We start from the raw sequence: 22,624 nt of genomic DNA, 5'->3' as shown, positions 1-22,624 counted from the left end.
AATCAATATTGTAATTTTTGGTGTAGAACTCAAATCACCACCGGTATAAAAGAAGCTGACATTTATCGACCCTTTATCAGAGATATTAATAGATTTAGTGACCGTCGTCCCAAAATCATTAGATTTCTGAGATATCAAAGTACCCTCCTTAGCCACTTGGTTAAATATATTGATGAGTGACTGTTCATTATTTATACCCAACGTATTGAGGTCTTTCGAATTTTGAGCAGACCTTTCAATATTGTGAGTGCTACCTGTTGTTAACCTCGGATCCTGTTCCGCGATATTAGCCAGGCTCTGCTGGCTGTATATATAAGGGAATATCCATCAGCCAAGGATTATTAATGATCAGTAGTAACTGAAACTATCATTAATAAAAATCATCTTGCTTGAGTTGTTTACCTGTTGCAACTATCTCATCTTTATCAAAAGACAAAAGGTATTCCTCTTCATAAAGCTTTATGGAATATCCATAGAGAACACCATTCTCTTCGCTAACCCCCATCACCCCGCCTTTCTTTCCAATAAATTTTTTATTCTTAGGGTTACAACTTGGCAATATTTCAACCTCTTGATAAAAATCAATTTTTTTTTCATGCAATAAATCATTTTTATTCATTTATGAGTTACCTTCCCATCCAAAGATATATTTATGTGTGAACCATCTCTAGTCGCCCAGCCAAGCTGTGCTTTACCTTTTGGTGATAGTTGAACATCCCATTCAAATGCCTGACCTGCTGTACGTGACGGACCTTTTACCCACTCGTTACCGAATTTATCGATATAGCCATTGTTAGGTCCTCTTGGCAATGGGTTACTCGGAGAATAATTGCTATCTGGAACAAAACGAATTTTACCTTGCGTTGGTAATTCAACATGTTTTATACGACCTTTTGTTGACCATGGTTGGGCTGCACCTGCTGTACCTGAAGATTTAAAAGGCGGTTCTTCAACATAAGAAAGTTTATTTCCTGTAGCTGCTCCCCCACCTTTACCCGGCAGTACGCCATCAAGTGACATTTTACTCCCGGCAATAATGCTGGCAATAGCATGCAACTGCATCACATCATCATAGGTCTTCGCTACTTCCAACCATGGCTTCCCGGTCTTTTCAGCAATACCCACTATTGCCGCATCCCGCGTGATACTCCCCGCATCCAGACCCTGCATAATTGCGGAGGCATTCGCATAGTCTTCCGGAAAAATATCTTTATATTTTAGATTGTAGGAAGCACTTCCATCATAGCTACCGAGGGCCGTCTGCGCCTTCACCACCAGTTGCGTACAGGCTGCGCTGCTCTTGTTACCCTGCGAACAGATATCGCCGATAAGCTCGTCACGAGCCTTATCCGTCGCATTAATATTCGCCAGCTCTTCCTGTAGCGCCTGTCGTTGTTCAGGTTTCAGATCGCCACTTTTCAACTGGCTTTCGACCTGTAACTTCCGTTCCGCCTCTTTGTGATCCAGGTAGTTAAATCGCACCGAGTCCAAAGATGCCGCCGCGCCCGACTGCGCACCGTTACTGCCCGCAATCACCCCACCCATTGCGCCGCCGCTTACCGCCGCCGCCCACTGGGTGATGGCGGCTTTCTGACTGCCGTCCAGCGTGGTGTGGCTGCTCAGGTAGTCGTTCACTAACTGGCCGAACACCTCGCTGCCCAGCCCGGCTATTCCTCCTGCCAGCGCGTTACCGCCGCCGAAGCTGGCCTGAATCGCGCCGATTACGCCGTGGATAGCCGCTTTTTCTTTGCTGTCGGCACTCCAGCCCATTGCCACGCCGAGGTCGCCAGCCACCTGATTAGTCATCTGCCCGAATACGGCGGCCAGCTCCTGCTGCTCTTCAATTTTCTTCTTATCGAAAATCTTGTCGATACTGCCGTTGGCACTGTCGGTATCGCGGGAAAGCCCGGCCACGTCCTGCTTCTGGTCAGCCTCGTCACGTACCGTAATACTGCCCGCCGCAATTGCCGACTGGGTGGTACCGGTGGCGTCGCCGTGACTGCCAGTACCGATTATCGGTACGGCACCGCCGCTGTTTACGCGCTCTCCTGCGTTGTTGTTGCCTGAGGAGAAACCACCTGAGATACCTTTACTGCTGGCGCTGTAATCGGCGTTGTTTTCGATGGCATTCCAGCCCAGCGTGCCGGTATCAAGATGGTTTTTATCCGCCGTGGCCGTACTGGCAATCACCGCGCCATCAAGCCAAGTGTGCTTACCGACATTAATATCGAAGCCCTTATCCCCGGCAAATAAACCGCTCTGCTCGCCCACGCTGGCGTAATTACTGTCGATTTTACTTTTGTTGATGCTCATTGATGCCGAGCCGGTCATCGAACCAAAGGTAAAGCTCGCCCCGCCGCTGACATCGGTCTGCTTACTGTGATATTCGTCGGTATCCTGAAGGCTGCTTATCACCAGGTCGCGCCCGACACCGGCGGTGATTTTCTCACCGAGTGCCTGCGCACCCGCTATCACCGTATCGCGCCCGCTGCTCATGCTCAGTTCATCGCGGGCATTGACCCGCGTATTAACGTATTCCGTGCTTTTACCGTCCGCTGTTCCCTTCAACTGATAGCCGCTGGCCGATACGCCAATCCCGGTTTCCTGTCCCAGCGACATATGCACGCCCACATTCCAGCCGCTGCTGTTATTTTTGCTGCTCTGCTCGCTATTATTGGTCGCGGCGTCCAGTAACAGATCGTTTTGCGCAACCAGCGTCACCTTATCGCCCGTGACACCGCTTCCCGTAATGTGCAGATCGCCACTGGTGCCTTTTCCGCCTGTGGCAACCATCGTGACATCACCGCCTGCACTGAGATTGCTGCCGCGTACCTGATTCTGCGTTAAATCAGATTCAGAAGTGGCTTTACCAGAGCCGACGCTGACCTCAACTTTTACCGCATTCATATTTCCCTGAGCAACAGCGTCTGCAACAGCAACGCCTGCGGACCCCGCAATCCATGCGTTCTCTGCGGCCTTCACGGCGTACAGCGCTTTCAGACGATCGTCACTGACCTCTTCGCCGCGTTTGAACGCATTATTTGCCGCCATCGCCGCGTCCGTCACCGCTGATGACACCGACAGCGTGACCCCACTTTGCTTCTGCTCGTAGCGCTCCTGCCGTCGCAGTAGATCGTTACCTGGATCAACCTGAATTTCGCCTGCCACCACATTGAGATTTTTAGCGGCAACCACATCCGCGCCGCTGATATGTGCTTTACCGTCGGCGATAATGCTGACATTCCCCCCGGTAGAGCCAACGGTACTGACGCTCTGACTTTGAGTGATGCCGTCTTCGTTCACCTGATGGCGTGAAGATTTGCTGCCGACAGTCACACCGAGGCCACCGCTCCCCATCAGGCCGCTCTTTTTCTTCTCTTTCAGGCGATAGGTCGACTGCTCTTCCGTTGCCGCCAGAACGTTGACATCATTTCCTGCCTTTAACGTTACGGCACCATCACCGATAACATTTGAGCCTTTGACGGTGAGATCGTTACCGGCAGTAAGCGAGACATTATTACCGCTCAGGGAGCTGCCTTTCTCATAAGTCGCGCTGTTTTCTTCTACCGTATGCGTCGTGGTTTTTTTCAGAAACCCCTTTTTGGTTTTCGTCTCTTCCTTGTAGTGGTAATCGCTTTCGGTGGCGGTAGTGAGGTTGATGTTCCGGTCCGCACCGACGCCGATATCCCCGCTGGCGATGACCTGGGCGGCTTCGGCGTTAACATCCCGGCCTGCGATAATTTTTGTATTTCCGCCGCTGGCGATTTCCGTGCCCTGCTGGCGAACGGATTCCGTGATTTCCTTTTTCTTACTGGATTTGTAGCTGCTCCCTTCCGTGGTTTCCTGCGCCAGCAGGTTCACGTCGCGCCCGGCCTGCATCGCCACATCATTTTCTGCGGCAAGACCCGCCGCCTGGCTGGTGATGTCCCGGCCTGCGGCAAGCTGAAGGTCGCCGCCGCTGCTGACGGTGGTGCGGGCAATATCCGTGCTGTGGGTTTCGCTTTTGCCCCGGCTGGCGCTTTCGCCGGTCTGCGCGGCGTTAAGGTTCAGGTCGTTGCCCGCCACCAGGGTCGCGTTGCCGCCCGCATTCACCGCGCTGGCTGCAAGCGTCAGGTCGTTGCCCGCCTGCATCCCCATGCTGCCGCCTGCGGTGAGGGTGCTACCCTGGTGGGTGACGGCCGCTTTGCCCGTTACCTCCCGGCCCCGGAAGTCCGACTGGCTGTAGCTGCTGCTCATTTCATTGGCGGTGACGCTGATATTGCCGTCCGCCCGCATCAGCAGACTGCCGCCTGCTCCGACGTTCGCCCCCGTGATGCTGATGTCCTTCCCGGCGCTCAGGCTCAGGCCGTCGCTTGCCGTAATACTTGCCGTCGGGCCTGAATCAGTGCCGCTCAGATGAATATTGCCGCTGCGACCACTGCCACCGACTTTCCACTGTTCGGTGAGCGTGACGTTACTGATGCCGCCGCCGATGCTCTCAAGCGCCACCGTCTTGCCCGCTATCATCGAGCCGATATTGTTGATATCGCCCAGCGCGTCCAGCTTAAGGTTGCCGCCCGCGTTTATCAGCCCGGCATTCAGGTTGCTGACGCTGTTCTGGCTGTCGATACTCAGGTTGTTGTTTGCCGTCAGCGTGCTGCCGCTGTTGGTGATGTTACCGCCCGCAAGCTGGACGTTATTCCCGGCTATCACGCTGCCGTTGCTGACCGTCACGTCTTTGGGCGACAGGTAAACTTTTGGCATCATCACCGTCTGGCCGTTCACCGTGGCGGCTTCCCACCAGATGATGCTCTTATCAAGGGCGGCTATCTGCGCGGCGGTCAGCGCCACGCCAAATTTCAGCCCGAGCGATGTCCGGGCATTTGCCGCGTTATCCATCAGGTACTGCATCTGATCCAGATCGGAACCGATGCCGTTGATATAGCGGCTGCCGGTCTGGTGCAGCATATAGTTGCTGACGTAACGCGTATCAAACGCCGCGTCGCCGAGGAAACGGTAGTCGTACTCCGGGTGCAGGTTCAGCCTGTCGAGGAAGTAGGCCGAGCCGAGGAATTTATTCTGGTCGGTATAGTTACTGTTAGTCTCACGCGGAGCAGAGCCAGGCTTGATCCCCATCAGATCGTAGAGATCGCCAAACAGGCTCCGATCGAGCTGGCCCAGACCGTCCAGCTTAGGATTGATAGCGATCAGGTAAGGGCTGTTCGGATCGGTGGAAGTAACGAAATAGCCGTTATTGCCGGATGGAAGCGGATAAAGACCACCCTGCTGCTGGCTTAAGCTGTTGCCGCCGCTGATTTGCGCTACGGCATTTGCGAGGTTGTCGTGCCATTCTGGCGAGTTAACTGCCGCTGCATTCGCGCTGGCAAGATCGATCCCCTGCTGCGCGTTATCAATAGATTGCGTGCTGAGCGTGTTTAGCGTCGGCGCGGAAATAGTGTTGCTGACGCCGCCTGCGTTGGCCGTCGTGGTGGTATTGCTGATGTCATTGGTGAAATTAGTAGTAACATTGCCGCCCGCCTGGATAACGGCGCGCAATGCACTACCATCCGGAGTAAATTCAGTCGTTCTTTCACCTAAAATGTACGGCACTACGCCAGATTTTCGTGAACTCGCCCAGGCCCAGGTATTTTCATTAAGTTTTACCAAAGGCTGCCAACGACTGCTGTCACAGTCATTGTAAAACCACTCACAACGATACTCTGCATTAACATATATCGCCTGACGTCCACCTTCAGCAGAAAGGTTATTGAGCGTATCGCCTTTAAGCGTCGCATTACGTTCCGCCAGAATGTGACTCGCGCGGTTATCGAGCGTGCCGGCATTGATAGCGAGATCTCGTCCTGCGGCAATACGTGCGGCACCACCTGTAGCAGATACCGAAACAACTGACTCACCCAATAAGTACCGGCGGGTATCTTCCCCTTTCAGGCGGTAGTAATAGACATCGCGGCAGCCGCCACTTCCTATAGCGCCGCTGCCTGCGCATTCCTCCTCGCTTCTCCAGACAATGTTGTCTCCGTTGTGCTTCCATTCTTTTATATCGACATCAAAATCCGGTTTCTTCTCTCCTGAATACCAGCCAGACAGTCCCCCATTCAGTCCAGGTATCACATCCGGATATTCCCGTTCATACTGGCTGATGGTCAGGCCTTCGGCTTCATTCAGCAAATACCCGGTCCGGACAGTAATATCGCCTTTTTGCGTCTCAATATTGCCGGAGGTATTCACCACCTCGGCGTTGGCGTTGCCCGCCATATCGCGCTGCATCCACAGGCTGTTGCCCGCCAGAATATCGCCGCGCTGGTTTTTGATGCTGTTCGCCAGCAGGTACATATTGTTTCCGGCATACAGCAGCGCGGTATTGAGCAGGCTGCCTACGGCATTAAGCGTCAGGCTGCCCGCCGTGCCGAGGAATCCGTCCACGTTGATATCGCTACGGCTGTTTAACGTAACGTCGCCACCGGCCTGCAACATGCCGGCGGCATTCATCGCGATACGGCTGCCGGAAAGCGTACTGTCACCGCTACCGGTAGTGATTTGGGCGTTATTAGTCAGCACACCACCGGCATTCAGGTTAACCGCCTGGCCCTGCATCACGCTCTGGTTGGTGATAGCCCCATTGCTGGTGATGCTGAGCATGTCGCCGGCCGCAATGACGTTTTTGCCGGTGAAGGCGTCGCTCAGTTTCAGCGTCAGGTTCCCCAGCGCAATGATCTGCCCGAGCTGGTCAAACCCTGCGCTAGTCAGCAGCAGATTGCCGCCGCTGTAGAGCTTCCCGGTCTGCCGGTGATTCACTTTATCCGCGTTAATCGTCAGGCTTTTCGTGCCAAACAGCGTGCCGTCGTTGGTCAGTTGCTTATAGTTGACCAGCAGATCCGCCCCCTGCACGGTGCCGCCGTTGGTAAAAGCGTTACCCGTAAGCGTTCCCTGCTGGCTCATCAGCGTACCCGCATTGCTGGCTGCTGCCGCATTCAGCAGCAGAGTGGTAGCCTGCAGCCAGCCGTTATTGTTCAAAGTGGCCGCATTGAGCGTCAGGACATTTCCGGCAAGCAGTTTGCCTTCATTGCGTACTGAACTCCCTGCATCCACTACCGTACTTTCTCCGCCCTGAACAATGCCGAAGTTAATAAGAGCTGGCGTGGTTATATGCAGCGTTTTTTCGCTCAGTATTACGCCTTTCGCGCCGTTGTTGAGGCTATTCCCTGCGTCCAGCACCAGCGTGTTGCCGCCCTGCACGCGCCCGCTGTTGTTGAGACTGCCCGTGGATATCTGCGCATCACGCCCCTGAATTTGCCCGCCGTTATCTACCGCAGCCGCTTTCAGGACCAGCGCGCCGCCGCTCAGCAGCGTTTTGCCTGACCGTTGGCTAAATGCGTCGTTCAGGGTCACCGACAGGCCGTTCACGCCGCTGATATCGCCGTTATTTTTCAGGTTATTGCCCGTAAGAATAAGCTGCTTAGCGATCCACTTCCCGTCGTTGCTCAGGTTCAACGCGTTTATCGCGGCTCTGCCGTTCGCGGTAATTTTGCTGTTTGTTGCCGAGAAAAGATCGCCCGTCAGGTTCAGCGTAAGCGCATCGGCACTCTGGATAGCCCCGTCGTTATCCAGCCGCTGCGCGTTGAGCAGAATATTCTGCCCCTGCCAGATACCGTCGTTGCTGATATCGCCGCCGTTGATGGTTAAGGCGCCCTGCGTCAGCAGCCTGCCGCTGTTAACCAGTTTCAGCAGCGGGGCCGCCATATCCATTCTCGCTGCAAGCGTGAGCTGATTCAGGCCAATGATCGTGCCTTTGTTTTCCACCTGCGTTTGACCGAACGTCAGGTTGCTGGCCTGGAGCGAACCGCTGTTGCTTAACTCGCTTCCGCTCAGCGTCATCTCCCCGGCACTCATCACGACGCCGCTGTTATCCAGGCTTTGTGTCCCGAGCGTGGTATTTCCCTGGCTGAGAATATCGCCCCGGTTTGTCAGGTTTTTCGCAATATCAACGCTGACGCTTTCTGTCCCCAGCAGCGAGCCGCCGTTCAGCCAGCTGTTTGCCGTGACGCTGGCGTGTTGTCCTTGCAGGACGCCGTTTGTAGTGAGTTGAGAAGCGGTCAGCGCCAGCGTTCCTGCGGTCAGAAGCCGTCCGCCGTCGCCGATATCTATCCGCTCGCCCTGCAGCGAAAGCGCGTTCGTGCCCTGCAAAAGACCGCCGTTGCTTACTGTCGTGGCGTTAAGCCGTAACGATTCCCCGGCGAGGGTGCCGAGGTTAGTCAGGCTGCCGGCCTTCAGACCGAGAAGGCTTTTGCTCAGCAGCAAACCCGGAGCCTGGTTAAGCACCTGCGAGTAGTTCAGATCGAGCGCTGCGGCGTTGATTTCCCCTGAGTTATTCAGGCTGTTGCCGGCAAGCTGCGCCTTTGTGCCGCTGCTAATAACCCCGCTGTTGGTCAGCGCATCGGTTTGTAAACTGATATCGCCATCGCTGGCGATAATCCCGGCGTTGGTAAACTGCGGCAGATTTAATGCCAGGCTGTAGGCGCTGTAAAGACTGCCGCCCGCGAGGTTGTCAAATTGTGTGGCGCTAAGCGTAAGCAGACGATCGCCCTGCAATTGTCCCTCGTTGACCAAATGCTTTGCTGTGAGGTTCAGGGATGGTGCGGTGAGTATTCCCCTGTTGCTCAGCGCGGTGGCGTTAAAGCTGACCGCCGCCGCATGGCTTTTGCCATTGTGAACCAGCCTGTCTGCCGTCACGCTAAGGTTCTCTTTTGCCGTTTGCGTACCGTTAAGGGTGGCGTTTTGGGCCTTTAAGGTAATCGTTCCGTCACTTTGTAAACGCGCGTTTGCCTGCGTACCGAGCCGTGTCGCCTGCGCCGCAAGGTTGCCATTCGCGATAACGTCCCCGTCCAGCGTCGTGTCAGTCGCGCTTAGCGAAATATCCCCCTGGCTGGTGGTTAACGATCCGGTTGTGGCGTTCAGCTGCCCGCCGGTCACTGCCAGCGACTTTTTGCCCAGCAGCGTACCGCTTTGCCGGATATCACTGGCATGCAGTACCAGCGCATCATCGGAGAGAATTTGCCCGCCCACCGCGTTAGTTAACCTGTTCGTAACGGTGAGGTTAGCGGGGCCTTTTGCGCTAATCGTGCCGCTTTGCGTCAGATTTTGCGTGGCGATATCCAACCCGCTACCGGCGAGCATTTTTCCGCTGTTATTCAGCGAGGAGCCGCTCACCGCCAGGTTTTTCTGGCTTTGTACACTGCCGCGGTTGTTCAGCACCGGAGTATCGAGACGCGCATCACCGTTCGCCGCCAGCAGGCCCGAATGATTTAGCTTTGCGGCTTTCAGCGCCACGTTTTTACCGGCGACAATCTGGCCCTGAGTGGTTGCCGTGCCCGTAAGCGCAATATTGATATCGCTACCTGCGTCGCCCCGGCTGGCGCTGTCTTGGGTCAGATTACCCGCTCTGACGTTAAGGTTTCTCCCGGCGGTCAGCCTGCTGTTTTTAAGCGTGACGTTACCGTTGCCGCTAAGGAAAAGGCTGCCGTCGCTGGCAAGCTGCGCATCCTCCGTCGCCACGTCGTTTTGTGCCGCAATAGTCATTGGCCCGCCCGCTTTATGCTCTCCGGCAAGCGTGACCGACTGACCTTTCGCGCTCAGGCTGCCGCTGGCAAGGCTGTTTTTAATTGATAGTTTTCCGCTGGTATCAAGCGAGATATCGCCCTGCCGCGCATTCAGATTGCCCAGATTAACGCCGACGCCCTTTTCACTGGAAACCAGCCGTATACGGTTGGCGTACATGCCGCCAAGCGCGCCGGTATCCACCGCAACGGCGGGCGCGGCGCCTTCTCCGGCTATCGCCGTGGCGTTACCCTTTGCATCAACCCGGTTCGCTCCGGCGATAATTTTCAAATCTTTGGCATGAATGGCGGTATTCACTTCTGTAGCGCGGGCAATGATTGACAGCGCATCTGTCTGGCTGGCGTTCAGGCCCTGGCCTTCAATTGTTATGGCGCCTTTAGTGACATTCAGGGATTGCAGGTTGCCGCTTGCGTCAAACACTGGCTTACCGGTGGTCAATGTGACGTTCGGCGTATTGATAAATCCGCAGCCGTTACAGGTAATGCCGTATGGGTTGGCGACCATCACGTTCGCCGCTTTGCCCGCGACTTCGGTGAACCCCTGAAGCTGGGAGCGGTTGCCGCCGTTCACTTCGTTAATAATGCCGCGAGCTTCCTGGCCCGCTTTCAGGTTGGGGTTATTCTGGATAAGCCCGCCCAGCTGCGTCTGGTTCAGCTGGCCGGTGGCGTTGTTGAGGATGATCCCCTCTTTGCCGACGTTGTAATCTTTGAACTGATTATGGGAAATCCCCGCCCCGTTCGGCGTGGCGATATTCACCACCGGCACGCCGTTGCCCGCTTTGTCGATTTGTATGCCCGGCGCAGACGGCGTAAGCGTTGCGGCCACGGCAGGCAGAAGCGGCTGGGTCGCCAGCATGGCGCTGATGGCCCAGCTCAGGAGACGGTGATGCAGGCGAACCGGGTGCTGATGATTATCCATAATCTTTTCTCCCCTAAATCACAAACGCGACGCGGTAGTAGAGACTGAAACGGTCGGGAGCCAGCCAGGCTGGATATTTCACCGGCAGGCCAACGGTAAACTGGCTGGAGTAATAACGGCTGGCGGTAGAAAGCCCGAGCGCGCTGCCCCAGAGCGTGCCGGACGCCCACGGATCTTTGCCATCCTTTTGCAGCCAGCCGCCGTCGAGCGCGGCAAGCGCGCTCACCTGACCGATAAGCGGCAGGGTAAACAGCGTGTAGTTAAGTTCGTTGCGCCAGTAGCCGCCGTTGTCGCCGGACAGATACTGCTCTTTGAAGCCGCGCACCGAGCTTTCGCCGCCAATCGTCAGCCTTTCGCTGCCATAAAGCCTGTCCGGCGACCACTGGCCGTAGGCGCTGGTCAGCCACCAAAGGTTGTTAGCTACCGGAAGCTGGAAGCTGCCGTTAACGCTCCACTTTTTGAACACCGCTTTCGGCAAATCGCCTTTTTTCCCGTGGTCATTTTCTGCGCCAAACCACGGCATGCCGTGGCTGAAGCCCGGATTGAGGGTCGCCACGCCGCCGAAGATTTTTTGCGTGTGGCTGATGCCAAAGACCAGGCTGGTAAGCTTGCGGCTGCTGCTGTCGAGCTTCGCCTCGTTCAGCCAGTTACGGCTGATTTGATGGGTGACGCCCACAGAAGCGCCCGTTTTGATATCCCCGTTGCGAAAGAGTACGCGGGACAAGGTGGCGCGGTGCGACACGCTGTCGCCGGTTGCAGCCCAGTTAAAATTGTTGTTACTGATGGTATTGAGGTAATTGCTCCAGCTGTAGCTGTAATCCAGCAGGCTGTAGCCGTACGGCACACTAACGCCCGCCTGGAAATTTTGCGCATTATGTGATGATGAAAAATCGCTGCTGCGCCCGCCGCTGATAATCCATCTGTCCGCGAACCCCAGCAAATCGTTGCCGATTATTGAACCAGTTAGCTGCCCGGTGCCGGTGCTCTTCTGGCCGCTGTTATCAAAGCTTACGGAGGCAGAGAGGGGGAATTCCGGCGTGGCGGTGAGATTAACAATGGAGTAGCCGGGTTTATCGGACGGCAGGATTTCAATCTGTACCGGCGTGCTGCGCACGCGATTGATTTGCTCCATGCCCTGCTCAATATCGCGCAGGTTAAGGATGTTTCCCTCAAGGCCCGGAAAAGTCGTGCTGAACTGACGGGAAGGCGCAGCTTCCAGAAGGATTTTTTCCAGCCTTCCTTCAAGCACCGATATCTGTAATTCGCCCCCGGATAAATCCTGTTCGGTAATAAATGCGCGGCTGGTTATGTAACCTTTATGGATATACCAGTCAGAAACGGCGCGGGTTAGTTCTGCAAGGCGCGATATATCCAGACACTGGTTGATCCAGGGCGCCGACAATCGACTGGCTTGCTTCCCGCTGAGCAGCGTCGCGCCGTCAAGGGTGATGCGGGTAATGATGAAACATGGCCCGGAAGCCGGACTGGCGGGCTCAGGAGAAGTAAAGCGTGGTAACTCAACGCTGCGTTCCAGTTCATCACGCTGGCTCTGGTTCTGCTGCAGCAGATTTTGCTGCTGTTGTTCAATGGTGTTTTTGTCCGCGGGAGATAAAGGCGCCGCAAACGCCATAAACGCGGAGAGATAAACAAGGCAGGCTACTGTATACAGCGCGCCATTGAATTTAACAGACATCTGATTGCCCCATCCCTGTGTGCAATTACCAGCGCGCGTGTCGTTAACAAATTCACACGGCTATTCATACCTGGAAATAAGTCCGCAATAAATCATAAATTGTTAACGCCAACAACGGCGCTGCGCAAAATTCAGACAAAACTCTCTTTTCACAGCAGAGGGAGGAAGCGAGGACAAAAAACCCGCCGGGGCGGCGGGTTGATAAGAGTTATTGGCTTTCGGCAAGCGATGCTGCGCGACGGCGCTTAAACAGCCAGCCAATCAGCAGCAGCACAATCCAGCCGCAGCCTACGTAAAGCGAAATACGGGTATCCGGATGCCAGCCGATAAGCGCGATGATAAAGGCCAGGAATAGCAGGCCAACTATCGTGGTCGCCACGCCGCCGGGGACCGGGAACTTCAGCGCTTTGGCTTCCGCTTTCGAAAGCCTGCGGCGGAAGGCGACCTGCGACAGCAAAATCATTATCCACACCCAGACGGTGGCGAACGTCGCCAGCGAGGCGATCACCAGGAAGACGTTTTCCGGCATGATGTAGTTCAGGTAAACCGCCAGCAGCATGGCCAGGCACATCACCAGGACGGTAATATAAGGGATGCCGTTGCGGGAGGTTTTTGCGAATACCTTCGGCGCGCTGCCCTGCTCCGCCATGCCGTGCAGCATACGGCCCACGCCGAATACATCGCTGTTAATCGCGGAAAGCGATGCGGTGAGCACGACAAAGTTCAGTATGCCTGCCGCAACGGTAATGCCCATATGCTGGAACGTCAGTACAAACGGGCTGCCGGAGGTGCCAACCTGGTTCCAGGGATAGATGGACATGATGACAAACAGCGTGCCCACGTAAAACACCAGAATACGTAAAGGCACGGAGTTGATAGCACGCGGAATAGATTTCTGCGGATCTTTCGCTTCACCCGCCGTGATACCGATGATCTCAATGCCGCCGTAGGCGAACATCACCATTTGCAGCGACATCACCATGCCTGTCCAGCCGTTGCTGAAGAAGCCGCCGTTGGTCCACAGATTGTGGATGCCCGTTGGCTGCCCGCCGTTGCCGATGCCCCAGACGATAATGCCGATACCGGCCACGATCATGATGATAATGGTGGCGACTTTAAAGAACGAGAACCAGAACTCCAGCTCGCCGAACACCTTCACGCTCATCAGGTTAATGGCGCAGATGATCAGCACCACGCTAAGCACCCAGACCCAGTGCGGCACCGCCGGAAACCAGACGCCCATATAGATGCCGAACGCGGTAACGTCCGCGATGGCGACGATAAGGATCTCGAAACAGTAGGTCCAGCCGGTGATGTAGCCGGCAAGCGGCCCCAGATTGTCCTGCGCGTAACGGGAAAACGAACTGGCGGCGGGGTTATGAACCGACATCTCGCCCAGCGCGCGCATGATGATATAAGCCGCCACGCCGCCGATAATATAGGCCAGCAATACGCTTGGCCCCGCCATTTTGATGGCGTCCGCCGAGCCGTAAAACAGCCCCGTACCAATCGCCGAACCCAGCGCCATAAAACGGATGTGCCGGGTGCTCAAACCGCGCTTGAGCTTATTCTGGTTTTCCATCGTTCGTACCACTCTCAACCAATAAAAAACCACGGAGCGCAGCCCCGTGGTTAAACAACATGCAAATTTTTAGTGGGCGCTGGAGGTAACCCGCCGCCCTGCCGCGCGGTCCCAGACTACGGCGATTATCACCATCGCCACGGTCGGTAAAACCCACGCCAGATCTTGATCGGCAAGCGGTAAGCGCGCAGCCCACGCTGGCAGTATATCGCTGATGGCCGAAGCCTTGATCCCGTCAATGATACCAAACATTGTGCTGATGAGCATCGCCGGCGCTATCACGCGTCCTGAGTTGTGCCACCACGGACGGGTGAAGCTCAGCACCACCAGGGCGATACACGGCGGATAAATGGCCGTCAGCACCGGAATGGAAACCTGAATCAGATGGCTCAAACCGAGATTAGAAACCACCATTGAGAACAGGCCGAGAATGAAGACCAGCGCGCGATAAGACAGCGGTAAATACTGGCTGAAGAACTCGGCGCATGCGCAGGTCAGGCCAACGGCCGTCACCATACAGGCCAGGAAGATCAGCGCAGCCAGGAAGAAGCTGCCCGCGCCGCCGAAGGTATGCGCCACGTAAGCATGCAGAATCGCGGCACCGTTGGCGCTCTGGTCGGCGACAAGCGTTGCGCTGTCCGATCCCAGGCGGAACAGCGCCAGATAAATCAGCGTTAAACCAACGCCGGCAATCAGGCCAGCCCAGATGGTGTAGCGCGTCAGCAGGCGGGATTCGGTTACGCCGCGCGAGCGGGCCGCGTTAACAATAACGATACCAAACACCAGCGAAGCCAGGGTATCCATGGTCAGATAACCATTCACAAATCCGTTGGAGAATGCGGCATTCTGGTACGCCTCGGTCGCGGTACTGATACCGCCTGCGGGCCACAGCAAAGCTCCCGCAGCCAGAACCAGCAGCGCGACAATTTTCACCGGCGCCAGCACGTGCCCGACGGTATCCAGCAGTTTGCCTGGGTAGAGGGAGATGGCGATAACCATAGCGAAATAGACGAGGCTGTAGATAAACAGCGGCAGCTCGCCTGCGCCCGTCAGCGGTGCGATACCCACTTCAAAAGATACGGTTGCGGTACGCGGCGTGGCAAACAGCGGGCCAACGGCCAGGTAGCAGATAGTCGCCAGCAGCACGCCTGCGCGACGGCCAATCGGCGAGCTTAAGCTATCGATACCGCCGCCCACGCGGGCAATGGCGACGATGGTCAGCACCGGCAGGCCCACGGCGGTCACCAGGAAGCCAAGGGCCGCCGTCCAGACGTGTTCACCGGCCTGTAAGCCAACCATTGGAGGAAAAATGATGTTGCCCGCGCCGACAAATAACGCAAAGGTCATAAAGCCCAGAGCGATGATGTCGCGAGATTTTAAGTGATGGGTCATAAAATTAATTGCAGCCTGTGGATGTGTGGTATTGAGTTTTTGAAATTTCTCTGCCGTACGGCATGGCAAAAAAACGGCATTTCCAGTTCTCGACAGCGGAAAATACTGATCCAGATCGGTGGCGAAGAATAGTTGGTCGAATTACCACGCAAATTCAGTCGGTCTGGTAACTGCCCGGGGCGCAATTAAAACGCTTATAGCGTTTGAAGACAAGGTGGGATCCCAAAACCAGATTGATATCCTTAATTCTTGCAAAAACCCAGTGAATAAATTCAATTTCAGGAATTCATTATGGTTCATCCTGCGGTCATTTTATCACCGACAGGCAAAATATGGTTAACAGATGGCTAAAAAACGCACAGCCAAGGAGGTCTGGAAAGAGAAATTGACAGTTGTGGTTAAAAAACATGCAGCCACAGGCGCGGGATGCGCTGGCAGGCCTTCCCCGCCGGGAGAAGGCCTGCGTGAACCGAAGCTGCGCTTTACTCGCCCGGCACGATCAGCCGCTCAGGCAGGACAAACGAAAAGGTTGTACCTTGTCCCGGCGTACTTTCGATATCCAGCCGCGTCTCATGATGGCTCAGGGCATGTTTAACAATCGCCAGCCCCAGTCCGCTGCCGCCCGTCTGCCTTGAACGCGCTTTATCCACGCGGTAGAAACGCTCTGTCAGACGCGGAATATGCTCAGCGGAAATACCCGGGCCGCTATCCGTCACGCTGAACTTCGCGCCCTGCGGCGCCTTTTGCCAGCTGACGGTAATATGCGTGCCTTCAGGCGTGTGATTCACCGCGTTGTAAACCAGGTTCGAAATCGCGCTGCGCAGCTGCTCTTCATTGCCAAAAACTTTTAGCGCCGGATCGACATCAAACCGCAACCTCTGTTTTTGCTGACTTAGCGTCTGCGCTTCGCGTTCCACCACGCGCAGCATCATCGGCACGTCGATCTTTTCATTCAGCATCATCGCCGGCGCCGCTTCAATACGCGACAGCGTCAGCAGCTGCTTCACCAGCCCTTCCATGCGCGACGTTTGCTCACGCATGGTACCCAGCGCTTTATCCCGCAGCGGCCCTTCCAGGCTCTGGTCCTGCATCATTTCCAGGTAGCCCTGCAGCACGGTTAGCGGCGTGCGTAACTCATGGCTGACGTTGGCAAAAAAGTTGCGCCGCGCGCCTTCTAACTGGTGCATCTGCGTCACGTCGCGCGCCACCAGCAGCCACTGCTCGTCGCTGTAGGACATCACGCGGAACTCCAGATGGCGGCCGTTGTTCAGCACCAGAGTCAGCGGACGGGTAAATTCTTTCGTGGTTAAGTAACGGGTAAATTCCGGATAACGCAATAGGTTGAGGATGTTCTGGCCGTTATCGTCGGGCCAGCGCAGGCCAAGCAGCTGCTGCGCCAGGCCGTTACACCAGAATATCGTCCCTTCTTCCGTCGTCAGCACCACCGCATCCGGCAGTGATTCGGCCCCGCTGCGAAACCGCTTAATCAGGCTCCCCAGCTCCTTACGGCGTTTCTTGTTGCGTAGCTGCATCTGATGCAGGCCATACAGCAAAGGCTCCCAGCTACCGCGTCCCGGCGGAGGCGTCATGCTGCGGTCAACCCACAGCCACCAGGAAAGACGCAGTAGATTCCAGAAATGCCACGCCAGCAAAGCGGTAACCGCAGCCAGTAAAAACCAGGGAAGATGGCCAAAAATCAGCCCGAGAATCGCCGCCGGTAAACAACAGAGCGCCAGCTCCAGCACCAGCCTTTTCCATGACAACCGTTCCAGCACGCGTCACACTCCTGTTTGATCCTAAAAACGGGTCGAAAAGCGATAGCCCGTGCCGCGTACCGTTTGCACCATGCGATCGTGTCCGGTCAGTTCCAGCGCCTTGCGCAGACGTCGGATATGCACATCAACGGTGCGGTCTTCCACGTACACATTGGTGCCCCATACGTGATTAAGCAGCTGTTCGCGGCTGTAAACCCGCTCCGGGTGAGTCATAAAGAAGTGTAAAAGCTTAAATTCCGTCGGCCCCATATCCAGAGGATTTTCACCGGTCATTACGCGGTGGGAAGACGGGTCGAGGCTCAGCCCCTGCATTTCGATCGCTTCTTCCACCGCCATCGGTGAAATACGGCGCATCACGGCCTTAATGCGCGCCACCAGCTCCTTGGGCGAGAACGGTTTGGTGATGTAATCATCCGCGCCCACTTCCAGGCCCCGCACGCGATCCTCTTCTTCGCCGCGCGCGGTCAGCATCATTACGGGAATTTCACGGGTCAGCGCCTCGCGTTTGAGGTGCTTAATAAACTGAATGCCGGAGCCGCCGGGCAGCATCCAGTCCAGCAGGATCAGATCGGGAAAAGGTTCGGTAAGAAGATTCACGGCTGCGTCATAATCTTCCGCTTCTACTGGCTGAAAACCGTTTTGTTCAAGCACAAAGCTCACCATTTCACGAATAGGAGCCTCATCTTCTACGACTAAAATACGCTTCGCCATGATTTACCCTGTTTAAACAATGCCATTGCTAATTTGTGCGACAGTATGCGTCAGATTTATGACAGATTTATGAAAAAAACGACGGCCGGATGACTGATTGCTTCGAATTATGACGCGCGCAAGTGCCCTGCGTGACATCTGCCTTTATAATCCCGGCACGCTTTTTTGCCACAGGACGGATTATGCGCATTATCCACACATCGGACTGGCATCTCGGTCAGAACTTTTACACCAAAAGCCGCGGGCCGGAACACCAGGCCTTTCTCGACTGGCTGCTGCAGGCGGCCGTTGAGCATAACGTGGACGCAATAATCGTGGCGGGCGATATTTTTGATACCGGCTCGCCGCCAAGCTATGCCCGCGAACTTTACAACCGTTTTGTGGTGCAGCTGCAGGCCACCGGCTGCAGGCTGGTCGTGCTGGCCGGCAATCACGACTCCGTGGCTACGCTTAACGAATCCCGCGAGCTGCTGGCCTGCCTGAATACTTCGGTGATCGCCAGCGCCCGTCACAATGTGAGCGAACAAACGCTTTTGCTCAACAAAAAAGATGGTTCACCCGGCGCGATCCTGTGCCCGATTCCATTTTTACGTCCGCGTGATATCCAAAGCAGCCGCGCAGGCCTCAGCGGACGCGAAAAACAGCGTTCGCTAATGGAAGCTATCACCGAACACTACAAGCAGTGCCACGCGGCTGCCGTGGCTGCGCGCGGTGAACAGAAGCTGCCGATTATCGCAACCGGGCATTTAACCACCGTAGGCGTGACCAAAACGGACGCGGTGCGCGATATCTATATCGGCACGCTGGACGCCTTCCCTGCGCAAAATTTCCCGCCCGCCGACTATATTGCGCTCGGACATATTCATCGTGCCCAGCGGATTGGCGGCACGGAACACATTCGCTATAGCGGCTCGCCCATCTCTCTGAGCTTTGATGAAACTGGTAAAGCCAAGAGCGTATATCTGGTGGAATTTGCCGACGGCGCATTGCATAACGTCACCGCTCTGCCGGTGCCGGTCAGCCAGCCGCTGGCGGTGATAAAAGGTTCGCTGAACGAAATCGAAAGGCAGCTTGAACAGTGGCGGGATGCGCCCTGCGAGCCGAAAGCCTGGCTGGATATCGAAATCGCTACCGATGAATATCTGCATGATTTCCAGCGCCATATTCAGCAAATAACGGAAAGTCTGCCGGTGGAAGTGGTGCTGCTGCGCCGCAGTCGGGAACAGCGGGATCGCGTGATTGCCCGCAACCAGAAAGAAACCCTGAGCGAGCTGACCGTGGAAGAGGTATTTGAGCGTCGTCTGGCGCAGGAAGAGACAGCCGAAGAGCAGGGCAAACGCCTGCGCACGCTGTTCGCGCAAACCGTGGCAGACCTGCATGACGCGGAGGAGCAAGCATGAAAATCCTTAGCCTGCGCCTGAAAAACCTCAACTCATTAAAAGGCGAGTGGAAAATCGATTTCTCGCAGGAGCCTTTCGCCAGCAACGGCCTGTTCGCCATCACCGGACCAACCGGCGCGGGTAAGACCACGCTCTTAGACGCCATTTGCCTTGCCCTCTACCATAAGACGCCGCGCCTCAATACGGTTTCCCAGTCGCAAAACGATCTGATGACGCGCGATACCGCCGAGTGCCTTGCGGAAGTTGAATTTGAGGTCAAAGGCGTGGCGTACCGCGCATTCTGGAGCCAGAACCGCGCGCGCAACGCCGTAAACGGCAATCTCCAGGCGCCGCGCGTTGAGCTGGCGGAAGTGGAAACCGGCAAAATCGTGGCCGATAAAATCAAAGACAAGCTCGACTACACCGCCACATTAACCGGTCTCGATTACGATCGCTTCACCCGCTCGATGATGCTTTCCCAGGGACAGTTTGCCGCCTTTTTAAACGCCGATGCGAACGACCGCGCCTCGCTGCTTGAGGAGCTCACCGGCACGGAGATTTACGGCACGGTTTCCGCCGCCGTGTTTGAGAAACATAAAAATATGCGCGGCCAGCTTGAAAACCTGCATCTGCAGGCTGCCGGCGTGGCGCTGCTAAGCGAGGAGGAGCAACAGCGGCTTACAACAAGTTTGCAGGCGCTCACTCTTGATGAACAAAGGCTGCTGGCAGAACAGCGCAAGCTTCAGCTAAATCAGCAGTGGCTGAGCCAGCAAACGCTGTTCAGCAATGGGCATCAGCAGGCAAAACAATCGCTTGCCGCCGCAAATCTGGCTCTGCAGGCGGCGGCGCCGCAGCTGGAAAAACTGACGCGAGCCCAGCCCGCCGAGAAACTGCGCCCGCACTGGCAGCGCCTGCAGGAGCAGCAAACCGCCCTGCAAAGCGCGCAGGCTCAGGCAGATAAAGTAAATGCTCGCTTACAACAGGCAACGCGCCGCCGCAGCCAAACGCGGCTGTTCGCCGCCAGCCAGTCAGCAAAAATTAACGACGAAACAGCGCGTTTGCAGGAATGGCTAACAACGCACGACCGCTTCCGGCTGTGGGGCGCTGAGCTCGCCGGCTGGCGCATGGCTTTTAACCAGCAACAGCGCGATACGGCTCAGCTAGAGGCTTTGCAGCGCGATCTCCACGCCGGCCAGCAAAAGCTACAGGCATTACCCGCCGTTGAACTGGCGCTGAACGCTGATGAAGTAAGCGCTCATTTACAGGCGATAATCGCCGCTCGCCCTCGGCGGCAACAGCTTGCCGCGCTACAGCCGCAGCTCGCTTCGCTACTGGGGCGTAAAAACCAACAGCAGCAGGAGCTTGTCGTTCTTGAGCAAAACATTGTTCAGGGCGATGCGGCGCTGGCGCTTTTACGTCAGAAATATAAAGATCGCCGTCAGCATCAAAGCGATCTGGAAAAAATCTGCGAGCTGGAGAGACGAATTGTAAGCCTTGAAGCCGAGCGCGCTCATTTACAGCCCGAGCAGCCCTGCCCGCTTTGCGGCTCCACCCAGCATCCGGCGGTTGCGGAATATCAGGCCCTGCAGGCAGGTGAAAACCAGCAGCGCCTTACCGCGCTGCAACAAGAGGTCTCAGCGCTGGCGGAGCAAGGTTCGGCCGCCAAAGCCTTGCTGGAAGCACAGCGCCAGCAGCGGGAAAAATTACAGGCTGCGTTCAGGACGCTGGATGAAGAAGAAGCTTTGCTGCGCGCCCGCTGGCAGCAGCTCTGCGCCGGGCTGCAGCTGGCGCTGGCGCCGGAAGATGACCTCAATCACTGGCTGGAAGGCGAAGCGCTGCGTGAGCAGCAGCTACACCAGCTCAGCCAGCGGATTGGGCTCGAAGAACAGCTTGCTAAAGCGCAGCGCCAGCACGACAAGCTGGCAGCGGAGATCGCAACCGGCCGCAACGAACTTAACCTCGCGCTGGAAAAGGTGGGGCTGCAGTATCCGGCGCACGGCGAAGAAAATGACTGGCTGGCGCAGCGCCAGCAGGAATCTCAGCGCTGGCAACAGCAGCACGAACAGCTCCCGCGCCTGCAGCAGCAGCTCGGCACGCTGGACAGCATATTAGCCGCTTTCGTTGATGACGGCACCGCGCCGCCGCTGCCCGAAAATGAACAACGCCTTGCGCTGCAAAACTGGCATACCCTGCACAGCGACTGCATTGCTCTTGAAAGCGAGTGGAAGACACTGCAGCAGCAGCGCCAGCAGGAAGAAGAGCGGGTCGCTCAGGCAAACGAGCAATTCCTGAGCGCGCTGGCGACCAGCCCCTTCGCGGACGTTGCCGCATTTCAGGCGGCTTTGCTTGATGAGCGGGAACGCCAGCAGTTAGAAGCGCAGAAAAACCAGCTTGAGCAGCAGCATCAGCAGCAGAGCATCCTTTGCCAGCAGGCGGAGAAATCGCTTGCACAACATCAGTCCGCCCGTCCGCAAACGCTGGCAGAAGAAACGGGGCTTGCTCAGCTGCAACAGCAGCTTGCCCAAAACCATCAGCTGCTGCGTGAAAACACGACGCAGCAGGGTCAGATCCAGCAGCAGCTTCGTCAAGACGCGGAGAATCGCCAGCGCCAGCAGGGGCTGATGCAGGCCATCGCCGAACAGCAGCAGCAGGTGGCAGACTGGAGCTATCTCAACGCGCTGATCGGCTCCAGAGAAGGGGACAAATTCCGCAGGTTCGCCCAGGGCCTGACGCTCGACAACCTGGTGTGGCTTGCCAACAATCAGCTCGACCGCCTGCACGGCCGCTATCTGTTGCAGCGCAAAAACAGCGAGGCGCTGGAGCTGCAGGTGGTCGATACCTGGCAGGCTGACGCCGTTCGCGACACGCGCACGCTCTCCGGCGGAGAGAGTTTCCTCGTGAGCCTGGCGCTGGCGCTGGCCTTGTCCGATCTGGTGAGCCATAAAACCCGCATCGACTCGCTGTTCCTTGATGAAGGCTTTGGCACGCTGGATGCCGCAACCCTGGATACGGCGCTGGATGCGCTGGACACGCTGAATGCGAGCGGAAAAACCATCGGCGTCATTAGCCATGTGGAGGCGATGAAAGAGCGTATTCCGGTGCAGATTAAGGTGAAGAAGATCAACGGGCTGGGCGTGAGCAGGCTGGCGAAGGAGTTTGCCGTCGGGTGATCGGATAGCGTCGGGTGGCGCTTCGCTTACCCGACCTACAAGTTCTTATAAACATAATGGGGGTGACGCTTCGCTTACCCGACCTGCAAGTTCTTATAAATATAATGGGGGATTGTGCTTCGCTTACCCGACCTGCAAGTTCTTATAAATATAATGGGGGGTTGTGCTTCGCTTACCCGGCCTGCAAGTTCTTATAAACATAATGGGGATGGCGCTTCGCTTACCCGACCTGCAAAACTTGTGAATATAATGGAGCGGTGGTTAATTTGTAGGGTGGATAAGCGCCAGCGCCATCCACCTGTCGCCATCCACCTGCCGCCATCCACCTGCCGCCATCCACCTGTCGCCATCCACCTGTCGCCATCCACACAACCTTCCACTGCCGTCAT

The 22,624-nt window shown here is 56.2% G+C and carries 9 protein-coding genes; 2 read left to right on the top strand and 7 right to left on the bottom strand.

Translation table 11 applies throughout. The features are described 5' to 3' along the window. Positions 1-370: 370 nt before the first annotated feature. The 7 genes from WLO31_RS04320 to phoB form a co-directional block, all read right to left on the bottom strand. On the bottom strand, positions 371-619 hold the full coding sequence (locus tag WLO31_RS04320) for a hypothetical protein (protein WP_435929261.1): 249 nt from the start codon (positions 617-619) through the stop codon (positions 371-373). Next, positions 616-10,533 carry a hemagglutinin repeat-containing protein gene (locus WLO31_RS04315; protein ID WP_435929260.1) on the bottom strand — a complete coding sequence of 3,306 codons (9,918 nt, stop codon included), beginning with the start codon at positions 10,531-10,533 and terminating at the stop codon, positions 616-618. The genes WLO31_RS04320 and WLO31_RS04315 overlap by 4 nt, the downstream gene beginning before the upstream one ends. 13 nt (positions 10,534-10,546) lie before the next feature. Continuing rightward, positions 10,547-12,226, bottom strand: coding sequence for a ShlB/FhaC/HecB family hemolysin secretion/activation protein (locus tag WLO31_RS04310; protein ID WP_435929259.1), 1,680 nt, complete (start codon positions 12,224-12,226; stop codon positions 10,547-10,549). Positions 12,227-12,434: 208 nt separating this feature from the next. Then, on the bottom strand, positions 12,435-13,808 hold the full coding sequence (gene proY, locus WLO31_RS04305; protein ID WP_435929258.1) for a proline-specific permease ProY: 1,374 nt from the start codon (positions 13,806-13,808) through the stop codon (positions 12,435-12,437). 69 nt (positions 13,809-13,877) lie between these two features. Next, complete coding sequence (gene brnQ, locus WLO31_RS04300) at positions 13,878-15,200, bottom strand: branched-chain amino acid transporter carrier protein BrnQ (protein WP_435929257.1); 1,323 nt, start codon at positions 15,198-15,200, stop codon at positions 13,878-13,880. 482 nt (positions 15,201-15,682) lie between these two features. Then, positions 15,683-16,975, bottom strand: coding sequence for a phosphate regulon sensor histidine kinase PhoR (gene phoR / locus WLO31_RS04295; RefSeq protein ID WP_435929256.1), 1,293 nt, complete (start codon positions 16,973-16,975; stop codon positions 15,683-15,685). Between the two features lie 21 nt (positions 16,976-16,996). Next, positions 16,997-17,686 (bottom strand): phosphate response regulator transcription factor PhoB, encoded by a 690-nt coding sequence (gene phoB / locus WLO31_RS04290; RefSeq protein ID WP_435929255.1) that lies wholly within the window; start codon positions 17,684-17,686, stop codon positions 16,997-16,999. A gap of 182 nt (positions 17,687-17,868) precedes the next feature. Between phoB and sbcD the strand changes: the two genes are divergently transcribed. Together sbcD and sbcC are read left to right on the top strand one after the other, a co-directional pair. Beyond that, entirely contained in the window at positions 17,869-19,086 is a 1,218-nt protein-coding gene (gene sbcD / locus WLO31_RS04285) for an exonuclease subunit SbcD (protein ID WP_435929254.1), read from the top strand. Further along, on the top strand, positions 19,083-22,235 hold the full coding sequence (sbcC, locus tag WLO31_RS04280) for an exonuclease subunit SbcC (RefSeq protein WP_435929253.1): 3,153 nt from the start codon (positions 19,083-19,085) through the stop codon (positions 22,233-22,235). Before sbcD ends, sbcC begins: the two co-directional genes overlap by 4 nt. Positions 22,236-22,624: the final 389 nt, after the last annotated feature.

The sequence above is a fragment of the Dryocola sharpae genome, assembly GCF_051307055.1.
Taxonomy (GTDB): domain Bacteria; phylum Pseudomonadota; class Gammaproteobacteria; order Enterobacterales; family Enterobacteriaceae; genus Dryocola.
The sequence above is the reverse complement of the archived record's forward strand: the minus strand, read 5'-3'. Positions and strand labels throughout refer to the sequence as shown.

Coding starts and splice junctions, on each gene's coding strand:
- WLO31_RS04310 (WP_435929259.1), bottom strand. CDS start 12,226: ATGTCTGTTAAATTCAATGGCGCGCTGTATACAGTAGCCTGCCTTGTT.
- WLO31_RS04320 (WP_435929261.1), bottom strand. CDS start 619: ATGAATAAAAATGATTTATTGCATGAAAAAAAAATTGATTTTTATCAA.
- phoB (WP_435929255.1), bottom strand. CDS start 17,686: ATGGCGAAGCGTATTTTAGTCGTAGAAGATGAGGCTCCTATTCGTGAA.
- WLO31_RS04315 (WP_435929260.1), bottom strand. CDS start 10,533: ATGGATAATCATCAGCACCCGGTTCGCCTGCATCACCGTCTCCTGAGC.
- sbcD (WP_435929254.1), top strand. CDS start 17,869: ATGCGCATTATCCACACATCGGACTGGCATCTCGGTCAGAACTTTTAC.
- proY (WP_435929258.1), bottom strand. CDS start 13,808: ATGGAAAACCAGAATAAGCTCAAGCGCGGTTTGAGCACCCGGCACATC.
- brnQ (WP_435929257.1), bottom strand. CDS start 15,200: ATGACCCATCACTTAAAATCTCGCGACATCATCGCTCTGGGCTTTATG.
- sbcC (WP_435929253.1), top strand. CDS start 19,083: ATGAAAATCCTTAGCCTGCGCCTGAAAAACCTCAACTCATTAAAAGGC.